We start from the raw sequence: 16,814 nt of genomic DNA on the forward strand, positions 1-16,814 counted from the left end.
GCGAAAGTTATCGCTTGTCCGCCACCAGTCGCAGCGCATGTTCCAGCACCTCAATATCGGCACCGGCTTTATGCGCATTCTCGCTCAGGTAGCGGCGCCACTGACGCGCGCCCGGAATCCCCTGGAACAGACCAAGCATATGGCGGGTGATATGGCCGAGATAGGTACCATTGCTCAACTCGCGCTCAATGTAAGGGTACATCGCACGCACGACCGCAACCGGATCGGTGTCCGCGCCTTCGATACCAAAGATTTCGCGATCGACCGTCGCCAGAATGCCCGGGTTCTGATACGCCTCGCGGCCGACCATCACGCCATCCATATGCCCCAGATGCGCTTTGGCCTCTTCCAGCGACTTGATGCCACCGTTGATGGACATCGTCAGGTGCGGGAAGTCACGCTTCAGTTGATACACGCGCGGATAGTCCAGCGGCGGGATCTCACGGTTCTCTTTCGGGCTGAGGCCGGAGAGCCAGGCTTTTCGCGCGTGAATGATGAACATCTCGCACTCGCCTTTCCCGGATACCGTGTTGATGAAGTCGCACAGGAATTCGTAGCTGTCCTGATCGTCAATGCCGATACGGGTTTTGACCGTGACCGGAATGGAGACCACATCGCGCATCGCCTTGATACAGTCCGCTACCAGCTGTGCATTCCCCATCAGACAGGCGCCAAACATGCCGTTCTGCACGCGGTCGGACGGGCAGCCAACGTTCAGGTTGATCTCGTCGTAGCCGCGTTCTTCCGCCAGCTTCGCGCACTGCGCCAGCGCGGCCGGATCGCTGCCGCCCAGCTGCAGGGCAACCGGATGCTCTTCTTCGCTATAGGCCAGATAGTCGCCCTTCCCGTGAATGATTGCGCCCGTGGTCACCATTTCGGTGTACAGCAGCGTATGGCGGGAGAGCTGGCGCAGGAAATAGCGGCAGTGTCTGTCCGTCCAGTCGAGCATCGGCGCAATGGAGAAACGGTGTGCAAGGAAAGCGGTCTGTAATTCTGACGACATGGCGAAGTTTTAAGCATCTGGTGGAAAAGGGGCGCTACTATAGCACAAAGAAAAGCCGGAGGCGCAGCGCCTCCGGTGGACTTTAGAACGTCATGCTCAGCTGAGCCCCGGCGCCCCAGGTTTCGTCCTCGCCGTACAGACCCATCAGGTCAACATGAACGGTACTGAACGGCGCGAAACCGACACCGCCGGTAAAGACATTGCTGTCGTTACCCTTCACGTCCGCGCGATAACCCGCACGCACCGCCAGCCAGCTGAGCGGCGTAACCTCGGCACCGACCCCCACGTACTGCGACGTATCTTCGCTCTTGAAGCCTTTGGTTTCCGTCAGATCGCCATCGGCGGTCAGCGTCACCAGGTCGTTGTGCCAGGCGGCACCGGCGGTCACTAGCGGACGGATCTGGTAGGTGTCTTTATAGCTCACCACTTCTCCCGTCCGGCCGTTGCGGATACGTATATCTTTGGTGTCGATATCGCGCGACATCAGGTTTTGGCCGCTCACGCCAACGGTCCAGTGTTCGCCGAAATCAGCCGCAATACCGGCATCGACGTTGAAGCCCGTATCGTCCGTGCGGTAGCGGCTGTCGTTCCACTTGTTACTGTCATAATCGTAGATTGACGTGGTGTAGTTATAGACCCAGGTTTTTTGCAGTTTTGGCGTAACCCCTACGGAAACCGGGACGCCGCCAAGGTCAAACTGACGGGCTACGGCAACACCATAGTCGGACACAATCGCCGCCCGGCCGGACGCCGTTGAGTTGAGGTTTTTAGTGATCTGATCCGTGCCGTTCAGCGCAGCGTCCAGGGCAACACCGGCAGCCACCAGATTGCTTCGTTGAATACCGCGCAGATAATCAATATCCTGCTGATCGATAGACGAACTCACCCGGCCATGGGCGTACCCTTTCGCCATAAAGGCCACGGAAAGCACATCGTTAGGAATACTCACGGCAAGCCCTGCGCCTGCCGTCGCGCGTGCGGTTTTGCCCTTGAGATAGTCCAGCTCATCGGCCAGATCTTTGGCCGCGCCCTGGAACTGGTTGATGGAACCTAACGGATTGGTGATGACCTGAATTGGCGTAAGGTTATCAACCACATCCTTATAGTGATTAATTTTGTCGTTGATGGTATCAATCTCGTCCTGCAGATTGTCCTCATCCGTCACCTGTACGCCAACGGACGGCAAAATGACCGTCACATCATCGTCCGGTTTTGCCTTTGCCAGCAACGCGGGGTTGATTAACGCCCCGCTACCATAGCTCCCGGATGCAACGCCAGTGCCACCCATTGCGTCACTCCGTGATTCTGTCCAGGTATTGGCTGCTCCCGCCTGATTTGCCATAAACAAGGAAACAGCGATACTAACCACCGAAAATTTAAAATTTTTTTTCACAGTATGCCCGTTATAGTCTGTTATGAAATAACCCCTGTCTGTTATCACCCAAACAGGAACGAACTATTGCTGTGAATAAGTAGTAAAAGACCCGCTATTTCTATCCCTAAGTAAAACTTCCTTACGGCCTGTTGTATTTTGTGACGGCCCTCAATATTTATAGAAGAGGAAATTATTTTTTCCCAGGTTTTCCATCATGCGGTCCAAAAAACTGGGGCGGGTGGTCTACCCAGCGATCCTCACGGGTAGCGGCATAAACGGGGTTGAGCGGATAGTAGATGCGGTTGTGCTTCTTATTCGCCTCGCCAACGACCAGTAACCGCACCTCTTCGTCCGTGTTGTTGATAAAGGTATGGCAAATACCCGTTCCGGCAGGAAACCCCACGCTGTCGCCCGGTTCAAGTTTCCATAAATAGCCATTAATCCATGCTTCTGGATGACCTTCGAGCACATAAACGAACTCTTCTTCATCGCTTTCCGCATGCGGATAGGACGTCCTGCGCCCGGGCGGTAAACGCTCATGATGGATACCAATGCGCCCGAGCCCAAGCTTGCGAGCCAACGGGGCGCCGATAGAAAAACGCTCATCGCTATCTGGGTAGGTCGAATCATCCGCGCCTTCAACGTCGCGCCAGTGCCGAATACAGTCAGGTTTTTTCATTGTTTATTTCCCGGTTTGTAATGGGTCAGGTATAGCACAGACTGGCGGATCTCGGCGTTTTTACCAGAACATGATAAAGTGGGGGTTTCCGTCCTATAACATCCGGGGTGCTAAATGGATAAGTCCACAAAAGAGCTGTTAGCGCAGGCCGAAAAGCTGTGTGCGCAACGCAATGTGCGCCTGACTCCGCAGCGCCTTGAAGTCTTACGTCTGATGAGCCTGCAGCAGGGTGCTATCAGCGCCTACGATCTGCTCGACCTGCTCCGCGAAAGCGAACCGCAGGCGAAGCCACCGACGGTGTATCGCGCGCTGGATTTCCTGCTGGAACAAGGATTCGTGCATAAAGTTGAGTCCACAAACAGCTATGTGTTGTGCCATCTGTTCGATCAGCCTACCCACACATCGGCGATGTTTATCTGTGACCGATGCGGCGTGGTGAAAGAAGAGGCTGCGGAAGGCGTGGAAGATATTATGCATACGCTGGCAGCGAAAATGGGTTTTGCCCTGCGTCATAACGTGATTGAAGCGCACGGACTGTGCTCTGCCTGCGTGGAAGTGGAAGCCTGTCGTCATCAGGACGCGTGTCAGCACGACCACTCTATTCTTGTGAAGAAAAAACCGCGTTAACGGCAAAAGAAAAGGCGGCTCATGGCCGCCCTCAGGGTGTACTTCCTTGTACTTGCGGGTAAAGCCCGGTCACCAGCGGTAGTCGTTGCGTTTTTCCCAGTCGCCCACTTCTTTTTCCGCCTGGTCTTTCGCGTAGCCGTAACGTTCCTGAATTTTACCGACAAGCTGATCGCGTTTACCTTCAATGACGGTCATATCGTCATCAGTCAGCTTACCCCACTGTTCTTTCGCTTTACCTTTGAACTGCTTCCAGTTGCCGCCGATTTCGTCTTTATTCATCATCGTGTCCTCTTAGTTAAGCGTCGGGTCGTAACGTCCGTTACGTTCTTTTCTGCTGGACGTGATAATTATTGTAGTTAAGGATTCGGCAGTTGATTTCATATTCGGAATCTTTAACCGTCACGATATATTGTGACGTGAAGGGAACCAGGTATCGTTTTGCCAGTGGCGGTGCCAGATAAAAGCCAGCGATATCCCTCGCAGCGAGAGGAAAACGGCCAGGGCCAGCCACAAACCGTGATTACCCAGCCAGGGAAGCGTCAGCAGCGTCAGGCCAAACCCGGCCGCCGCGACCGCCATGCTGTTACGCATTTCCGCTCCGCGCGTCGCACCAATAAACATGCCGTCCAGCAGATAACACCAGACGCCGACCACCGGTAAGATAACTTGCCAGATGAGATAGTGACTCGCCAGCTCGCGCAGCGCAGGGATAGACGTAAGCAACGCGACGATTTGCTCACCAAGGCAGGCATAAACCAGGCCGAACGCCAGCGCCACCAGCCCAGACTGGCGGCAGGCTGCCCGCCAGACGTCCCGCAGCTGCCCGCTTTCGCGCGCGCCGTAAGCCTGCCCGGAATACGCTTCTACCGCATAGGCAAAACCGTCCAGCGCGTAGGCGGTAAAGGTCAGTAGCGTCATCAATACCGCGTTGACCGCAACGATTTCTGGCCCCAGTCGCGCCCCGAAAACCGTCAGCGCGCCGAAGCAGAGCTGAAGCAGCAGCGAGCGCAGCATGATGTCACGATTAAGCGCCAGCAGCCTACGGATATTGCCGCGCCATGCGGTTTTGAGCAGCGCCAGGGAGATGCCGCGCATCGCCAGCACGCGCCAGACCATCCACAGACCCATAATAAAGGTTCCGTACTCGGCAATCGCCGTCGCCAGCGCCGCGCCCCGCACGTTCATATGCAGGCCCATTACCAGCCAGACATCCAGCACAATGTTGAGAAGGTTGCCTACCACCAGCAAAATCACTGGTGCACGGGCGTACTGAACGCCCAGGAGCCACCCCAGCAGAACCAGGTTTGCCAGCGAGGCGGGCGCGCTGAGCCAGCGGATTTCAAGGAAACGTCGCGCCTGCGCCAGTACCGCCTCGCTGCCGCCGACAACATGGAGCGCAAGGTCGATCAGGGGCGTACGAAATAAAACGATTAACGCCCCTGCACCGAGCGCAAGGATCAGCGGCTGGACCAGCGCGCGCGCCAGACGCAGCGGATCTTTTGCACCATAAGCCTGGGCCGTGAGCCCGGTGGTGCTCATGCGCAAAAAGAGCAGCAGCATAAACAGGAAGCTGGTTGCCGTCGCGCCAATCGCCACGCCGCCAAGATAAACAGGCGAATCAAGGTGGCCAATAACGGCAGTATCGACCAGACCCAGCAAGGGAACGGTAATATTGGAGAAAATCATCGGCAGAGCAAGACGCCACAATGCCTTATCGGATGCCGTCAGCAGTGACATGAAAAATACCGGGAGTCGAGAATGAAGCAGGCTACAGCGGCGCCATAGCCTGTCAGGAAGAGGTTACAGCCATTCGCCGTTGCGAATGACCCCAACCGCCAGTCCTTCGATAGAGAAGTTGTGTTCGCGGAGATCGACCACAATCGGGGAGAACTCGTTGTTTTCAGGCAGTAGCTGAACGGTGTTCCCCTGTTTTTTCAAACGCTTGACGGTGACTTCATCATCTATGCGCGCGACAACCACCTGGCCGTTACGCACATCCTGCGTTTTGTGCACTGCAAGCAGATCGCCGTCAAGAATACCGATGTCTTTCATCGACATACCGCTGACGCGCAGCAGGAAATCAGCGCTCGGTTTGAACATGCCAGGATCGACCTGGTAGTGGCCTTCAATATGCTGCTGTGCCAGTAAAGGCTCACCGGCAGCAACACGGCCTATCAGCGGAATGCCCGTCTCTTCTTCCACCAGCAGGCGGATACCGCGTGACGCGCCTGAAACAATCTCAATCACGCCTTTACGCGCCAGCGCTTTCAGGTGTTCTTCAGCAGCATTCGGAGAACGGAAGCCCAGACGCTGCGCGATTTCCGCACGCGTGGGTGGCATACCCGTCTGGCCGATATGATCCCGGATGAGATCAAACACCTCTTGCTGCCTGGTCGTTAACGCTTTCATTCCGCCCCCTGGGTGTATATACAGTTATGCTGTGAGTATATACAGTCAAAGGCGATTTTGGAACCAAAAACTGCACAAAAAACCAGGGACTTAATTATTCCTCGAGGCTCATCGGAAATGTGACCAAAGCAGCGTGACCCAGGTGATAACGGCAGTGATAATCGCCAGCAGCACGGCAGCAGAGCCCATGTCTTTTGCGCGGCCAGAAAGCTCGTGGAAATCTGAACCAATGCGATCAACAACGGCCTCAATAGCGCTATTAAGAATTTCCACTATCATCACCAGAAGCACGGAACCGATTAGAAGTACGCGGGTAATAGCATCAATATCAAGGAAACAGGCGACGATCACCGCGATGATAGCGGCGACGCCCTCCTGGCGAAAGGCAGCTTCGTTGATCCACGCGGCACGGAAACCTTTCCATGAATAGCCGGCGGCTTTGATGATACGCGTTAACCCAGTGGTATTATTGGCCATTAAAAGAACCTTTTATGAAAAAAAGCGTCAGTAACAGGAACTGTAGCGCGTTTCGCTACAGCCTGAAGTATGACGGGTAACAACAGAAATTTTGCGCGCTTTCTGTTATCCTTGCGCCGCAATTGCATTATTAACCAGAGGCTTTACATCGTTTATGTCCGGCTGGCCACGAATTTACTACAAATTACTTAATTTACCATTAAGCATCCTGGTAAAAAGCAAGTCTATCCCAGCAGAACCCGCGCTGGAATTGGGGCTCGATACGTCGCGTCCTATTATGTACGTTTTGCCTTATAACTCGAAGGCAGACTTACTGACGCTTCGCGCCCAGTGTCTGGCGCATGACTTACCGGACCCGCTTGAACCGCTTGAAGTTGACGGTACGCTGCTGCCGCGCTACGTGTTCATTCACGGTGGACCGCGCGTGTTTACCTACTACACGCCAAAAGAAGAGTCCATCAAGCTGTTCCACGACTATCTCGACCTGCACCGCAGCAACCCCGATCTGGATGTGCAGATGGTGCCAGTATCGGTGATGTTTGGTCGTCGTCCAGGCCGTGAAAAAGGTGAAGAGAATCCGCCGCTGCGCATGCTTAACGGCATCCAGAAGTTCTTCGCGGTCTCCTGGCTGGGACGCGACAGCTTTGTGCGTTTCTCCCCTTCCGTTTCGCTGCGTCGAATGGCGGACGAGCACGGTACCGACAAGATCATCGCGCAAAAACTGGCGCGCGTGGCGCGTATGCACTTCGCTCGTCAGCGCCTGGCTGCCGTAGGGCCGCGTCTCCCGGCGCGTCAGGATCTGTTCAACAAGCTGCTGGCCTCCAAAGCGATTGCTCGCGCCGTTGAAGACGAAGCGCGCAGCAAGAAAATATCGCATGAGAAAGCCCAGCAGAACGCCATTGCGCTGATGGAAGAGATTGCAGCGAACTTCTCTTACGAGATGATTCGCCTGTCCGATCGTATTCTCGGCTTTACCTGGAACCGCCTGTATCAGGGCATCAACGTTCATAACGCCGAGCGCGTACGCCAGCTGGCGCATGATGGCCATGAGATTGTCTATGTTCCCTGCCACCGCAGCCACATGGACTACCTGCTCCTTTCCTACGTGCTCTATCACCAGGGGCTGGTACCGCCGCATATTGCTGCCGGTATCAACCTGAATTTCTGGCCAGCAGGTCCGATTTTCCGCCGCCTGGGCGCGTTCTTTATCCGTCGCACCTTCAAGGGCAACAAGCTCTACTCCACCGTGTTCCGCGAATATCTGGGCGAGCTGTTCAGCCGCGGCTATTCCGTTGAGTACTTCGTGGAGGGCGGTCGTTCCCGTACCGGACGTCTGCTCGATCCGAAGACCGGCACGCTGTCGATGACTATTCAGGCGATGCTGCGCGGAGGAACCCGTCCAATCACGCTGGTGCCAATCTACATTGGCTATGAGCACGTAATGGAAGTGGGCACGTACGCGAAAGAGCTGCGCGGTGCGACCAAAGAGAAAGAGAGCCTGCCGCAGATGCTGCGCGGCTTGAGCAAGCTACGTAATCTCGGTCAGGGCTACGTGAACTTCGGCGAGCCGATGCCGCTGATGACGTATCTGAACCATCACGTTCCCGAGTGGCGTGAATCCATCGATCCAATCGAAGCGATTCGTCCAGCCTGGCTGACGCCAACGGTTAACGGCATCGCGTCCGAGCTGATGGTGCGCATTAACAACGCCGGTGCGGCTAACGCCATGAACCTGTGCTGTACGGCGCTTCTGGCCTCGCGTCAGCGCTCGCTGACCCGCGAACAGCTCACAGAGCAGCTGGATTGCTATCTGGACATGATGCGCAACGTGCCGTATTCCGTTGATTCAACCGTGCCTTCTGCTACCGCCAGTGAGCTTATCGATCACGCGTTGCAGATGAACAAGTTTGAAGTCGAAAAGGACACGATCGGTGACATCATCATTCTGCCGCGCGAGCAGGCAGTGCTGATGACCTACTACCGCAACAACATCACCCATATGCTGATGCTGCCGTCGCTCATGGCGGCTATCATCACCCAGCACCGCAGTATTTCGCGTCAGGAGCTATTGCGTCACGTTGAGACGCTCTATCCGATGCTGAAAGCGGAACTGTTCCTGCGCTGGAGTAAGGATGAGCTGGCGGGCGAACTGGACAAACTGACGGAAGAGCTGCGTCGTCAGGGGCTGATCGCCGTTTCAAACGACGAACTCCACATCAATCCGTCGCGTTCCCGTACCCTGCAACTGCTGGCGGCCGGCGCGCGCGAAACGCTGCAGCGCTACGCCATTACGTTCTGGCTGCTGAGTGCGAACCCGTCTATCAACCGCGGTACGCTGGAGAAAGAGAGCCGGACGCTGGCCCAGCGCCTGTCCGTGCTGCACGGCATTAACGCCCCTGAATTCTTCGATAAAGCAGTCTTCAGCACCCTGGTTCTGACGCTGCGCGACGAAGGCTACATCAGCGATACGGGCGATGCCGAGCCGGAAGAGACGCTGAAGGTGTATCAGATGCTGGCAGAACTGATCACCTCGGATGTGCGTTTGACGATTGAGAGCGCGACGCAGGGCGAGTGATGTGAAAAAGCCGGGTGGTGGTTTCACCTGACCCGGCCTGGCATCCTGCATAATATAAAGGCCCGGTAGGCGTTAACGCTACCGGGCCTTATTTTTGAGCCTTGTTAAATCACCGCGTTCAGCTCAGCAATGTGAAAGCAATCATCCCGACAATCGCACCCGTCGTGCCGAGGATGGTTTCCATCAGCGTCCAGGTTTTCAGGGTTTGCGCTTCGGTAGCGCCGGTAAATTTCCCGAACAGCCAGAAGCCCGCGTCGTTAACGTGAGAGACCACAATCGAACCGCCCGCGATACAGATAGACAGCGCCGCCATCTGCGCACCCGAGTAGTTCAGCTGTTCAATCACCGGCATAACCAGACCCACGGCGGTTAAGCACGCCACGGTTGCGGAACCCTGAATGATACGCACCGCCGCGGCCAGCACAAAGCAGGTTACCGCAATCGGCAGGCCCATCCCGGTCAGCGCTTCGCCCAGAGCCGGACCCACGCCAGAATCCACCAACACCTGCTTGAACACGCCGCCGGCGCCGATCACCAGCAGGATAATACCCGCCGGCTGCAGCGCGGCACCGCAGATCTCCATCACCCGGTCTTTCGGCATTCCCTGACGCATCGCCAGGCCGTAAATCGCCACCAGACAGGCCACCAGGATCGCCGTGAACGGGTGACCGATGAACTCGAACCATTCATAGGCGCTGGAACCCACCGGCACAAAGCGCGCGGCGATGGTTTTCAGACCCACGAGAACCAGCGGGAGCAGGATCAGCGACAGGCTGAAGCCGAAGGACGGCATTTTGCCCTCGCCCAGGTGCGGCTCGGTGACGTCATCCGGAATGTGCAGTTCAACGTAACGGCTGATGAAGTTGCCCCACAGCGGGCCGGCGATAATCATCCCCGGGATTGCCGCGCACAGGCCGATCAGGATCATCCAGCCAAAGTCGGCGTGCATCTGGGACGCCAGCAGCATCGGCGCAGGCCCAGGCAGCAGAAACGCTGCGGCCGCCGCCACGCCCGCAAACAGCGGAATAACCAGCTTCACGAGGTTAGTGCCGGTATGGCGCGCCATGGAGAACGCGACGCTTATCAGCAGCACAACGGCCACTTCGAAGAACAGCGGCAGCGCGCAAATCAGGCCCGCCAGACCAATCGCGTAGTGCGCGCGGCTGTGGCCGAAGGATTTCAGCATCTTGACGGCAATCTGGTCGACCGCGCCCGTCTCGTGCAAAATCTTGCCAAACATCGCGCCAAGGGCGACCACAATCGCCAGGAAGCCCAGCGTGCCTCCCATCCCTTTTTCCATCGTCGCGGCGATCTTGTCGAGCGGCATACCGGAAAAGAGACCTGCACCTATAGAAACCACCATCAAAGCGACAAAAGCGTGCATACGCGCCTTCATCACTAAAAACAGCAGCAGCAACACGGAACCCACTGCTGTCAAAACTAGCGTTAATGTACTCAAAACTTACTGCCTTTTATTAATGACCTCGATGGTGCTAGCAACAACACCCTCCAGTGACTGATCGATATCAACCACTAAGACGTCTTTCTCGTCTTCACCCGGCTCCTGCAGCGCTTCGAACTGCGTCACCAGCATCTGGGTTTTGAAGAAGTGACCTTTACGCGCCTTCAGGCGGTTTTCAATCACCTCGAAATCCCCTTTCAGGTAGATGAAAGAGAGGTTCGGGTTGCCGTCGCGCAGCAGGTCGCGGTAGGTTTTTTTCAGCGCGGAGCAAACAATCAGGGAGACTTTGTTGGTACGCTGCATAGCGAACGCGGCGTCATTCAGCGCCTGCAACCACGGTTTGCGGTCGTCGTCGTTCAGCGGCTCGCCGGAGGCCATTTTTATGATGTTGCTGCGCGGATGGAGGAAGTCGCCATCAAGAAACGCAGCCTGGAGTTGATGCGCCACTTCGCTGGCTACGGCTGATTTCCCGCTACCGGAAACGCCCATCAGGACGTAGACGTGGTGATCGTGATTAGTCGTGCTCAAAGGGTGTCCCTCAGTCAATTGTTACGGGTAACAGTTATCGGTAACATTGTCCTGCCGGGGCAAAAGAGAAGCAATATCCAAACGTGCGCGAAGTGAATAAGTGTGAGCTACTTCAAATTTGTCAGTTCAAATAGATCCACCCGGTGACAAGGTGAAACCTAAATCTAACATTTTTGGGGTAACCGTCTCGCCACGAATGCGCGCCAGCAGGCGTTCTGCGCCAATGCGGCCCATACGTTCACGCGGGGTCAGGACGCTCGCCAGACGCGGCTCCATCACCTGGCCGATGTCGTGGCCGTGGAAACCGGCAATTGCCATATCATCAGGGATCTTGAGCCCCAGACGCTGACACTCAAACGCCGCGCCGACCGCAAGGTCATCGTTGGTGCAGAAAATACCGTCCAGTTGCGGATACTCGCGTCGTGCCTGACGCATCAGTTCAATACCCGACGTATAGGAAGAGGACTGCTCCACCATCACGCTGTAGGGGGTTAAGTTCGCGTCGAGCATCGCCTGCTCGTATCCCTTCTGTTTGATGATAGTACGTTCATCAAGACGCGCACCCAGATAGGCGATATGACGATGCCCACGGGCGATGATGGCCGCCGTCATCTGGCGCGCCGCTTCGAAGTTATCGAACCCCACGGCGATATCGAGGCACGGCGACTGGCTGTCCATCAGCTCCACCACCGGGATACCGGCCACTTCGATCATTTTGAGCGTGCGGGCAGTGTGGGTACGTTCCGTTAAAATCAGGCCGTCGATGTTCCAGGAAAGCATCGATTCAAGACGTTCTTCTTCCAGCTCCGGCTTGTACCCGTAGTGGGCGAGCATGGTCTGATAGCCAAAAGCATCGGTGACGCTTTCAATGCCGCGCAAAACTTCGGCGAAAACCTGGTTGGTCAGGGAAGGAAGCAGAACGCCCACCGCACGGCTGGTCGCATTGGAGAGAATATCGGGCGCGCGGTTGGGGATATAACCCAGTTCATCAAGGGCAGCGGCAATCTTGCCACGTAACGCCACGGAAACCTGCTCCGGGTTACGTAAAAAACGGCTGACCGTCATTTTGGTCACACCGACGCGATCGGCGACATCCTGAAGTACGGGGCGTTTCTTTTTCATCGTCCTGAGAAATCTTGAAGTGAAAGATTTGCTCAGTTTATCACGGACAAAGCCCATCCTTCCCCTGTCAAAGGGAAGGATGGGCATTTATTTATGATTTATTACACCGGCGGCAGGTCAAACAGCAGAATTTCACTTTCGCTGTCGGCATGCACGGAGAGCGCCTGCTCATCCCAGACGGCCAGGCCATCGGCGGTTGTCGCTTTGGTGCCGTTGATGGACACTTCACCTTTCACCACCTGGATCCAGACGCGGCGGTTGGCGGCAATCTGGTGCACAGACTGTTCGTCTTTCGCCAGCGCCCAGCGGTACAGCTCCATATCCTGATGAACCTTCAGAGAACCTTCACGCGCATCCGGGGACAGCACCAGCTGTTTGCCCTGTTTCGCGTCGAAGCGGCGCTGCTCGTAGCGCGGCGTGATGCCGGTCTCTTCTGGAATGATCCAGATTTGATACAGGTGCAGTTTTTCCGTTTTGCTCGGGTTGTACTCGGAGTGACGCACCCCGGTGCCCGCGCTCATAATCTGGAACTCGCCCGCCGGAACCTGCTCTTCGTTGCCCATGCTGTCCTGGTGCTCAACCGCCCCTTCCAGCACATAGGTCAGGATTTCCATGTCTTTGTGCGGGTGGGTACCGAAGCCCTGGCCTGCATCAATCACGTCGTCGTTAATCACGCGCAGTGCGGAGAAGCCCATGAAGTTCGGGTCGTAGTAGTCGGCAAACGAGAATGAATGCCATGAGTCCAGCCAGCCATGATTCGCGTGACCACGTTCGTTTGCTTTGCGTAAGTAGATCATTGTTTTCACCCTCAGTTCGTTTCGATGGAGTAAGTGTGGACGCAAACCGCCTGGGATCATAGAGGGTGAAAATTGACTCCTCTGTTCAAAAATTATGAATAAGCGCAGAGGAGCCGTTTTTGCTTATTTCGCGAGGGTTACCGTGGCAGGAGAAGCCTGCTCGAAGGCCCGCTCGAGGATTTCCAGGTTGGTCAGAACGTCAGATTCCTTGACGTAATTCGGCGCGCCGGTTGTGAGAGTTTCATACAGCGCATCGTAGACGCGGCCATAGTCGCCAATTTCCGGTTTCATCTCTTCCCTGACCGTCACGCCCTCATCGTTTACGTATTCCAGAATGCCCACGGAATCATCCGCCGCAAAGCCCGGCTCACCCGGCATGATGTTGGCCTTCAGGCTGGTCTCCTGCTGGTCGATGCCGTACTTGATGAACGAGCCTCGGGTTCCGTGAACGATAAATTTCGGATAGTCGATTTTCACCAGATGACTGGTTTTGACGATGGCTTTCAGGTCGCCGTAGAACAGCTGCGCTTCAAAGGTGTCGTCCGGGTTGGCTTTATTACGCAGGCTGCGGATGTCATACGCCACGTGGTCCGGTCGGCCAAACAGGGAGATGATCTGGTCCATCGTATGCACGCCCAGACCATAGAACGAGCCGTCCTGCGGCAGGCCGGGTTGGGTCTCCGCCACCGGACGGTAGTAATCGAAGTGGCTTTCGATTTCCACAATGCCGCCCAGCTTGCCGCTTTCAATCGCCTTTTTTGCCGTCAGGAAGCAGCTGTCAAAGCGACGGTTCTGATACGGCGTAACGGTCAGGCCTTTACTTTTCGCCAGCGCGAACAGCTGTTTTGCTTCGGCGATGGTCGGGGTGAACGGTTTTTCTACCAGCACGTTTTTGCCCGCTTCCAGCGCGCGTTTCGCGTAGTCAAAATGGCTGTCGGCGTGGGTGCAGACGACAACCAGTTTGACCTGCGGGTCGTTAAGAACTTCATCAAGATCGCTGGTGAAATGGACATGAGAATACTGCGGGGATTGCTCTTCCGGCTTCGCGCGGCGGCGGTAGATATGGGTCACGTGCCAGCAGTCTTTACGGTTGAGAACATACGGCAGGTGGTAGCGGGTCGTACTTTTACCAAATCCAATAAATGCGCAATGTAGTGTCATGGCTCAGTCCTTTTGGAAGGTTACTGAGTCTAACCATAACAAAAAAAAAGCCAGCTAAAAGCTGGCTAAAGTAATACTGGAAGCAATGTGAGCAATGTCGTGCTTTCAGGTTCCCGTAGCGGTCTTCCTGAATGCAGAGCAATAATAATCATTCTCATTCGCACTTGTCCAATACTTTTTGCAAAAAATAGCGGTTGACTCAAGTTTTAAAGTCATTGATGTTGGAAGGGACGTTTAAATGACTGAGGAATAAGGAATGAGTGAGATAGTGATACGCCACATCGAACCCAGCGATGCAGAAGCTTTGCGCGACATCATGTCGCATCCTGATGTGTATCACGACACGCTACAGCTCCCTCATCCCTCAATGGAAATGTGGCACGAACGCGTTGCGACAAAACCAAGCCGGCGCCATCTTGTTGCCTGTCTGGACCAGCGCGTTATTGGACATATGGCGCTGGACGTAATGGAAAACCCGCGTCGCGGCCACGTTGCCACATTCGGCATCAGCGTGGCTGCGGATATGCAGGGTCGCGGCGTTGGCCGCAGGCTCATGAGCGAAATGGTTAATCTGTGCGACAACTGGCTGCGCATCGAACGTATCGAGTTAACGGTCTTTGCCGATAACCCAGCGGCTGTTGCGCTCTATAAAAATTTTGGTTTTGAAATCGAAGGGACCGGCAGGAAATTTGCCCTGCGCAACGGTGAGTATGTGGATGCGTATTATATGGCGAGAATGAAGTGACACACTCCCCTCACCCCGGCCCTCTCCCCACAGGGGCGAGGGAGAAAAGACCGCACCGTGCAATCCCCTCTCCCCTGCGGGGAGAGGGTTAGGGTGAAGGGAATCGTTAATACCCCGCCGACAAATCATCCACCGACCGCGGATCCGACGCGCCAAACAGCGCCCCGTCCGGCCCGACCATAATGCTCTGGGTGCTGCCCATCGCCTCCTTCACCGCCACCTTCTGCCCGCGCTGTTCAAGCAGCTTGATGGTGTCCGGGCTAAAGCCCTTCTCCACGCGCAGCTCGTCCGGCAGCCACTGGTGATGGAAACGCGGTGCGTTGGTCGCTTCGGCGACGTTCATCCCAAAGTCGATGCTGTTCACCACCATCTGCAGCACGGTGGTGATAATACGGCTGCCGCCAGGGCTGCCGGTTACCAGCCAGGTTTTCCCGTCTTTCACGACAATGGTGGGCGACATGGACGATAGCGGACGTTTCTTCGGCCCTACCGCATTCGCATCGCCGCCCACCAGCCCGTAGACGTTCGGCACGCCCGGTTTGGCAGAGAAGTCATCCATCTCGTTGTTCAGCAGAATGCCGCTGTTGCCCGCCACAATCCCGGTGCCGAAGGTGGTATTGAGCGTATAGGTCACCGCCACCGCGTTACCGTCTTTATCCACCACCGAGAAGTGGGTGGTCTGGTTGCTTTCATACGGTGCCAGCTTGCCGGGGCGGATCTCGCTCGACGGCTTGGCCTTGTTGATGTCGATCTGATCGGCAATGGATTTGGCATACGCCTTGTTGGTCAGCGCCTGCCAAGGCACCTTCACGAAATCCGGATCGCCGAGATATTCCGACCGGTCGGCGTAGGCGCGTTTTTCCGCTTCCGCCATCACCTGCATGGCGTCCGCGCTGCCGAAGCCGAACTTGTGCATATCGAAGTTTTCGAGAATATTGAGGATCTGCACGATGTGGATCCCACCGGAGGACGGCGGCGGCATGGAGAAGACCTCGTATCCGCGATAGGTGCCGCTAATCGGCTCGCGCTCCACCGCCTTGTATTCCGCCAGATCCGCTTTGGTGATGAGCCCGCCGTTCTTCTGCATCTCTTCGGCAATCTGGTCGGCAATCGCCCCTTTGTAGAAGGCGTCCGGGCCGTGCTCCGCAATCAGCTCCAGGCTTTTGGCGAGGTTCTTCTGCACCAGCCTGTCGCCCTTCTTCAGCGGCTCACCGTCTTTCCAGAAGATGGCCTTGCTATTTTCGTGATTCGGAATGACTTCGCTGCCGTAGGTCTTGAGATCGTCCGCCAGCGCATCGTTTACCACAAAGCCGTCGCGCGCCAGCTTGATGGCAGGCTGCACCACCTTGTTCAGCGGCATCGTGCCGTATTTTTCCAGCGCCAGCGAGAAGCCCGCGACGGTACCCGGCGTGCCGGTGGCGAGGTGCGAAGTCAGGGATTTTTTGCTGTCAGGGTTACCCTGATCGTCGAGGAACATATCGCGGGACGCCTGAGAAGGGGCCATTTCGCGGAAGTCGATGGCGGTGGTTTTGCCGTCTTTGGTGCGCAGCATCATAAAGCCGCCGCCGCCCAGGTTCCCCGCCTGCGGATGCGTCACCGCCAGCGCATAGCCGACGGCGACCGCTGCATCCACCGCGTTACCGCCCTGCCTGAGAATGTCGACGCCCACGCGGGTCGCCAGTGCATCCACTGACGCCACCATCCCGTGGGTTGCCCTCACGGGATGAAAGACATCTTCCTCCACGCCGTAAGAGACCGGAGGCGCCGCGGGCGGGTTGGCCGCCACGCTAAATGTACCGCCTGCCATCAGCGCGGCAATGGCGACCCAGCGCAAAAACGTTGGTTTCATCATTA

At 56.3% G+C, this 16,814-nt stretch carries 16 protein-coding genes; 3 read left to right on the forward strand and 13 right to left on the reverse strand.

The features are described from left to right. Positions 1 to 7: 7 nt before the first annotated feature. The 3 genes from dusA to ADJ24_RS07940 form a co-directional block, all read right to left on the reverse strand. On the reverse strand, positions 8 to 1,003 hold the full coding sequence (dusA, locus tag ADJ24_RS07930) for a tRNA dihydrouridine(20/20a) synthase DusA (protein WP_023310043.1): 996 nt from the start codon (positions 1,001 to 1,003) through the stop codon (positions 8 to 10). 82 nt (positions 1,004 to 1,085) lie between these two features. Further along, on the reverse strand, positions 1,086 to 2,396 hold the full coding sequence (locus ADJ24_RS07935) for a conjugal transfer protein TraF (protein ID WP_032668016.1): 1,311 nt from the start codon (positions 2,394 to 2,396) through the stop codon (positions 1,086 to 1,088). 172 nt (positions 2,397 to 2,568) lie between these two features. Beyond that, the gene (locus ADJ24_RS07940; protein ID WP_023310041.1) at positions 2,569 to 3,057 is read right to left on the reverse strand and encodes a cupin domain-containing protein; all 489 of its coding nucleotides are present in this window, start codon (positions 3,055 to 3,057) and stop codon (positions 2,569 to 2,571) included. A 114-nt stretch (positions 3,058 to 3,171) separates the two neighbouring features. Here ADJ24_RS07940 and zur point away from each other — a divergent pair, with 114 nt between their 5' ends. Further along, entirely contained in the window at positions 3,172 to 3,684 is a 513-nt protein-coding gene (gene zur, locus ADJ24_RS07945) for a zinc uptake transcriptional repressor Zur (protein WP_008503369.1), read from the forward strand. Between the two features lie 69 nt (positions 3,685 to 3,753). On the opposite strand, the gene ADJ24_RS07950 is transcribed toward zur, so the two are convergent. The 4 genes from ADJ24_RS07950 to ADJ24_RS07965 all read right to left on the reverse strand — a co-directional run bounded on the left by ADJ24_RS07950 (position 3,754) and on the right by ADJ24_RS07965 (position 6,570). Then, positions 3,754 to 3,963 carry a CsbD family protein gene (locus tag ADJ24_RS07950; protein WP_014830284.1) on the reverse strand — a complete coding sequence of 70 codons (210 nt, stop codon included), beginning with the start codon at positions 3,961 to 3,963 and terminating at the stop codon, positions 3,754 to 3,756. Positions 3,964 to 4,083: 120 nt separating this feature from the next. Continuing rightward, entirely contained in the window at positions 4,084 to 5,421 is a 1,338-nt protein-coding gene (dinF, locus tag ADJ24_RS07955; RefSeq protein WP_023310040.1) for an MATE family efflux transporter DinF, read from the reverse strand. 63 nt (positions 5,422 to 5,484) lie between these two features. Then, positions 5,485 to 6,093, reverse strand: coding sequence for a transcriptional repressor LexA (gene lexA, locus ADJ24_RS07960; protein WP_023310039.1), 609 nt, complete (start codon positions 6,091 to 6,093; stop codon positions 5,485 to 5,487). A 108-nt stretch (positions 6,094 to 6,201) separates the two neighbouring features. Further along, entirely contained in the window at positions 6,202 to 6,570 is a 369-nt protein-coding gene (locus tag ADJ24_RS07965; RefSeq protein ID WP_023310038.1) for a diacylglycerol kinase, read from the reverse strand. A gap of 154 nt (positions 6,571 to 6,724) precedes the next feature. Between ADJ24_RS07965 and plsB the strand changes: the two genes are divergently transcribed. Beyond that, entirely contained in the window at positions 6,725 to 9,145 is a 2,421-nt protein-coding gene (gene plsB, locus ADJ24_RS07970) for a glycerol-3-phosphate 1-O-acyltransferase PlsB (protein ID WP_023310037.1), read from the forward strand. 118 nt (positions 9,146 to 9,263) lie between these two features. On the opposite strand, the gene gntU is transcribed toward plsB, so the two are convergent. The 5 genes from gntU to ADJ24_RS07995 form a co-directional block, all read right to left on the reverse strand. After that, on the reverse strand, positions 9,264 to 10,604 hold the full coding sequence (gntU, locus tag ADJ24_RS07975) for a gluconate transporter (protein WP_023310036.1): 1,341 nt from the start codon (positions 10,602 to 10,604) through the stop codon (positions 9,264 to 9,266). A 3-nt stretch (positions 10,605 to 10,607) separates the two neighbouring features. Next, on the reverse strand, positions 10,608 to 11,135 hold the full coding sequence (gntK, locus tag ADJ24_RS07980) for a gluconokinase (RefSeq protein ID WP_023310035.1): 528 nt from the start codon (positions 11,133 to 11,135) through the stop codon (positions 10,608 to 10,610). Positions 11,136 to 11,261: 126 nt separating this feature from the next. Further along, positions 11,262 to 12,257: a gluconate operon transcriptional repressor GntR gene (gene gntR, locus ADJ24_RS07985; protein WP_021242747.1), complete on the reverse strand. Its 996-nt coding sequence runs from the start codon at positions 12,255 to 12,257 to the stop codon at positions 11,262 to 11,264. Positions 12,258 to 12,358: 101 nt separating this feature from the next. Further along, entirely contained in the window at positions 12,359 to 13,054 is a 696-nt protein-coding gene (locus ADJ24_RS07990; RefSeq protein ID WP_048702301.1) for a pirin family protein, read from the reverse strand. Positions 13,055 to 13,177: 123 nt separating this feature from the next. Beyond that, positions 13,178 to 14,215 (reverse strand): oxidoreductase, encoded by a 1,038-nt coding sequence (locus ADJ24_RS07995; RefSeq protein ID WP_023310033.1) that lies wholly within the window; start codon positions 14,213 to 14,215, stop codon positions 13,178 to 13,180. A 256-nt stretch (positions 14,216 to 14,471) separates the two neighbouring features. Between ADJ24_RS07995 and yhhY the strand changes: the two genes are divergently transcribed. Further along, positions 14,472 to 14,960: an N-acetyltransferase gene (yhhY, locus tag ADJ24_RS08000; protein WP_023310032.1), complete on the forward strand. Its 489-nt coding sequence runs from the start codon at positions 14,472 to 14,474 to the stop codon at positions 14,958 to 14,960. 106 nt (positions 14,961 to 15,066) lie between these two features. On the opposite strand, the gene ggt is transcribed toward yhhY, so the two are convergent. Beyond that, the gene (ggt, locus tag ADJ24_RS08005; RefSeq protein WP_023310031.1) at positions 15,067 to 16,812 is read right to left on the reverse strand and encodes a gamma-glutamyltransferase; all 1,746 of its coding nucleotides are present in this window, start codon (positions 16,810 to 16,812) and stop codon (positions 15,067 to 15,069) included. Positions 16,813 to 16,814 lie beyond the last annotated feature (2 nt).

Source organism: Enterobacter sp. 940_PEND (genome assembly GCF_001059415.1).
In the GTDB taxonomy this organism is placed as follows: Bacteria; Pseudomonadota; Gammaproteobacteria; order Enterobacterales; family Enterobacteriaceae; genus Enterobacter; species Enterobacter cloacae_M.

Excerpts from the sequence above, each read along its gene's own strand:
- dusA (WP_023310043.1), bottom strand. The coding sequence starts at position 1,003 with ATGTCGTCAGAATTACAGACCGCTTTCCTTGCACACCGTTTCTCCATT.
- ADJ24_RS07940 (WP_023310041.1), bottom strand. The coding sequence starts at position 3,057 with ATGAAAAAACCTGACTGTATTCGGCACTGGCGCGACGTTGAAGGCGCG.
- zur (WP_008503369.1), top strand. The coding sequence starts at position 3,172 with ATGGATAAGTCCACAAAAGAGCTGTTAGCGCAGGCCGAAAAGCTGTGT.
- ADJ24_RS07950 (WP_014830284.1), bottom strand. The coding sequence starts at position 3,963 with ATGAATAAAGACGAAATCGGCGGCAACTGGAAGCAGTTCAAAGGTAAA.
- dinF (WP_023310040.1), bottom strand. The coding sequence starts at position 5,421 with ATGTCACTGCTGACGGCATCCGATAAGGCATTGTGGCGTCTTGCTCTG.
- lexA (WP_023310039.1), bottom strand. The coding sequence starts at position 6,093 with ATGAAAGCGTTAACGACCAGGCAGCAAGAGGTGTTTGATCTCATCCGG.
- ADJ24_RS07965 (WP_023310038.1), bottom strand. The coding sequence starts at position 6,570 with ATGGCCAATAATACCACTGGGTTAACGCGTATCATCAAAGCCGCCGGC.
- plsB (WP_023310037.1), top strand. The coding sequence starts at position 6,725 with ATGTCCGGCTGGCCACGAATTTACTACAAATTACTTAATTTACCATTA.
- gntR (WP_021242747.1), bottom strand. The coding sequence starts at position 12,257 with ATGAAAAAGAAACGCCCCGTACTTCAGGATGTCGCCGATCGCGTCGGT.
- ADJ24_RS07990 (WP_048702301.1), bottom strand. The coding sequence starts at position 13,054 with ATGATCTACTTACGCAAAGCAAACGAACGTGGTCACGCGAATCATGGC.
- ADJ24_RS07995 (WP_023310033.1), bottom strand. The coding sequence starts at position 14,215 with ATGACACTACATTGCGCATTTATTGGATTTGGTAAAAGTACGACCCGC.
- yhhY (WP_023310032.1), top strand. The coding sequence starts at position 14,472 with ATGAGTGAGATAGTGATACGCCACATCGAACCCAGCGATGCAGAAGCT.
- ggt (WP_023310031.1), bottom strand. The coding sequence starts at position 16,812 with ATGATGAAACCAACGTTTTTGCGCTGGGTCGCCATTGCCGCGCTGATG.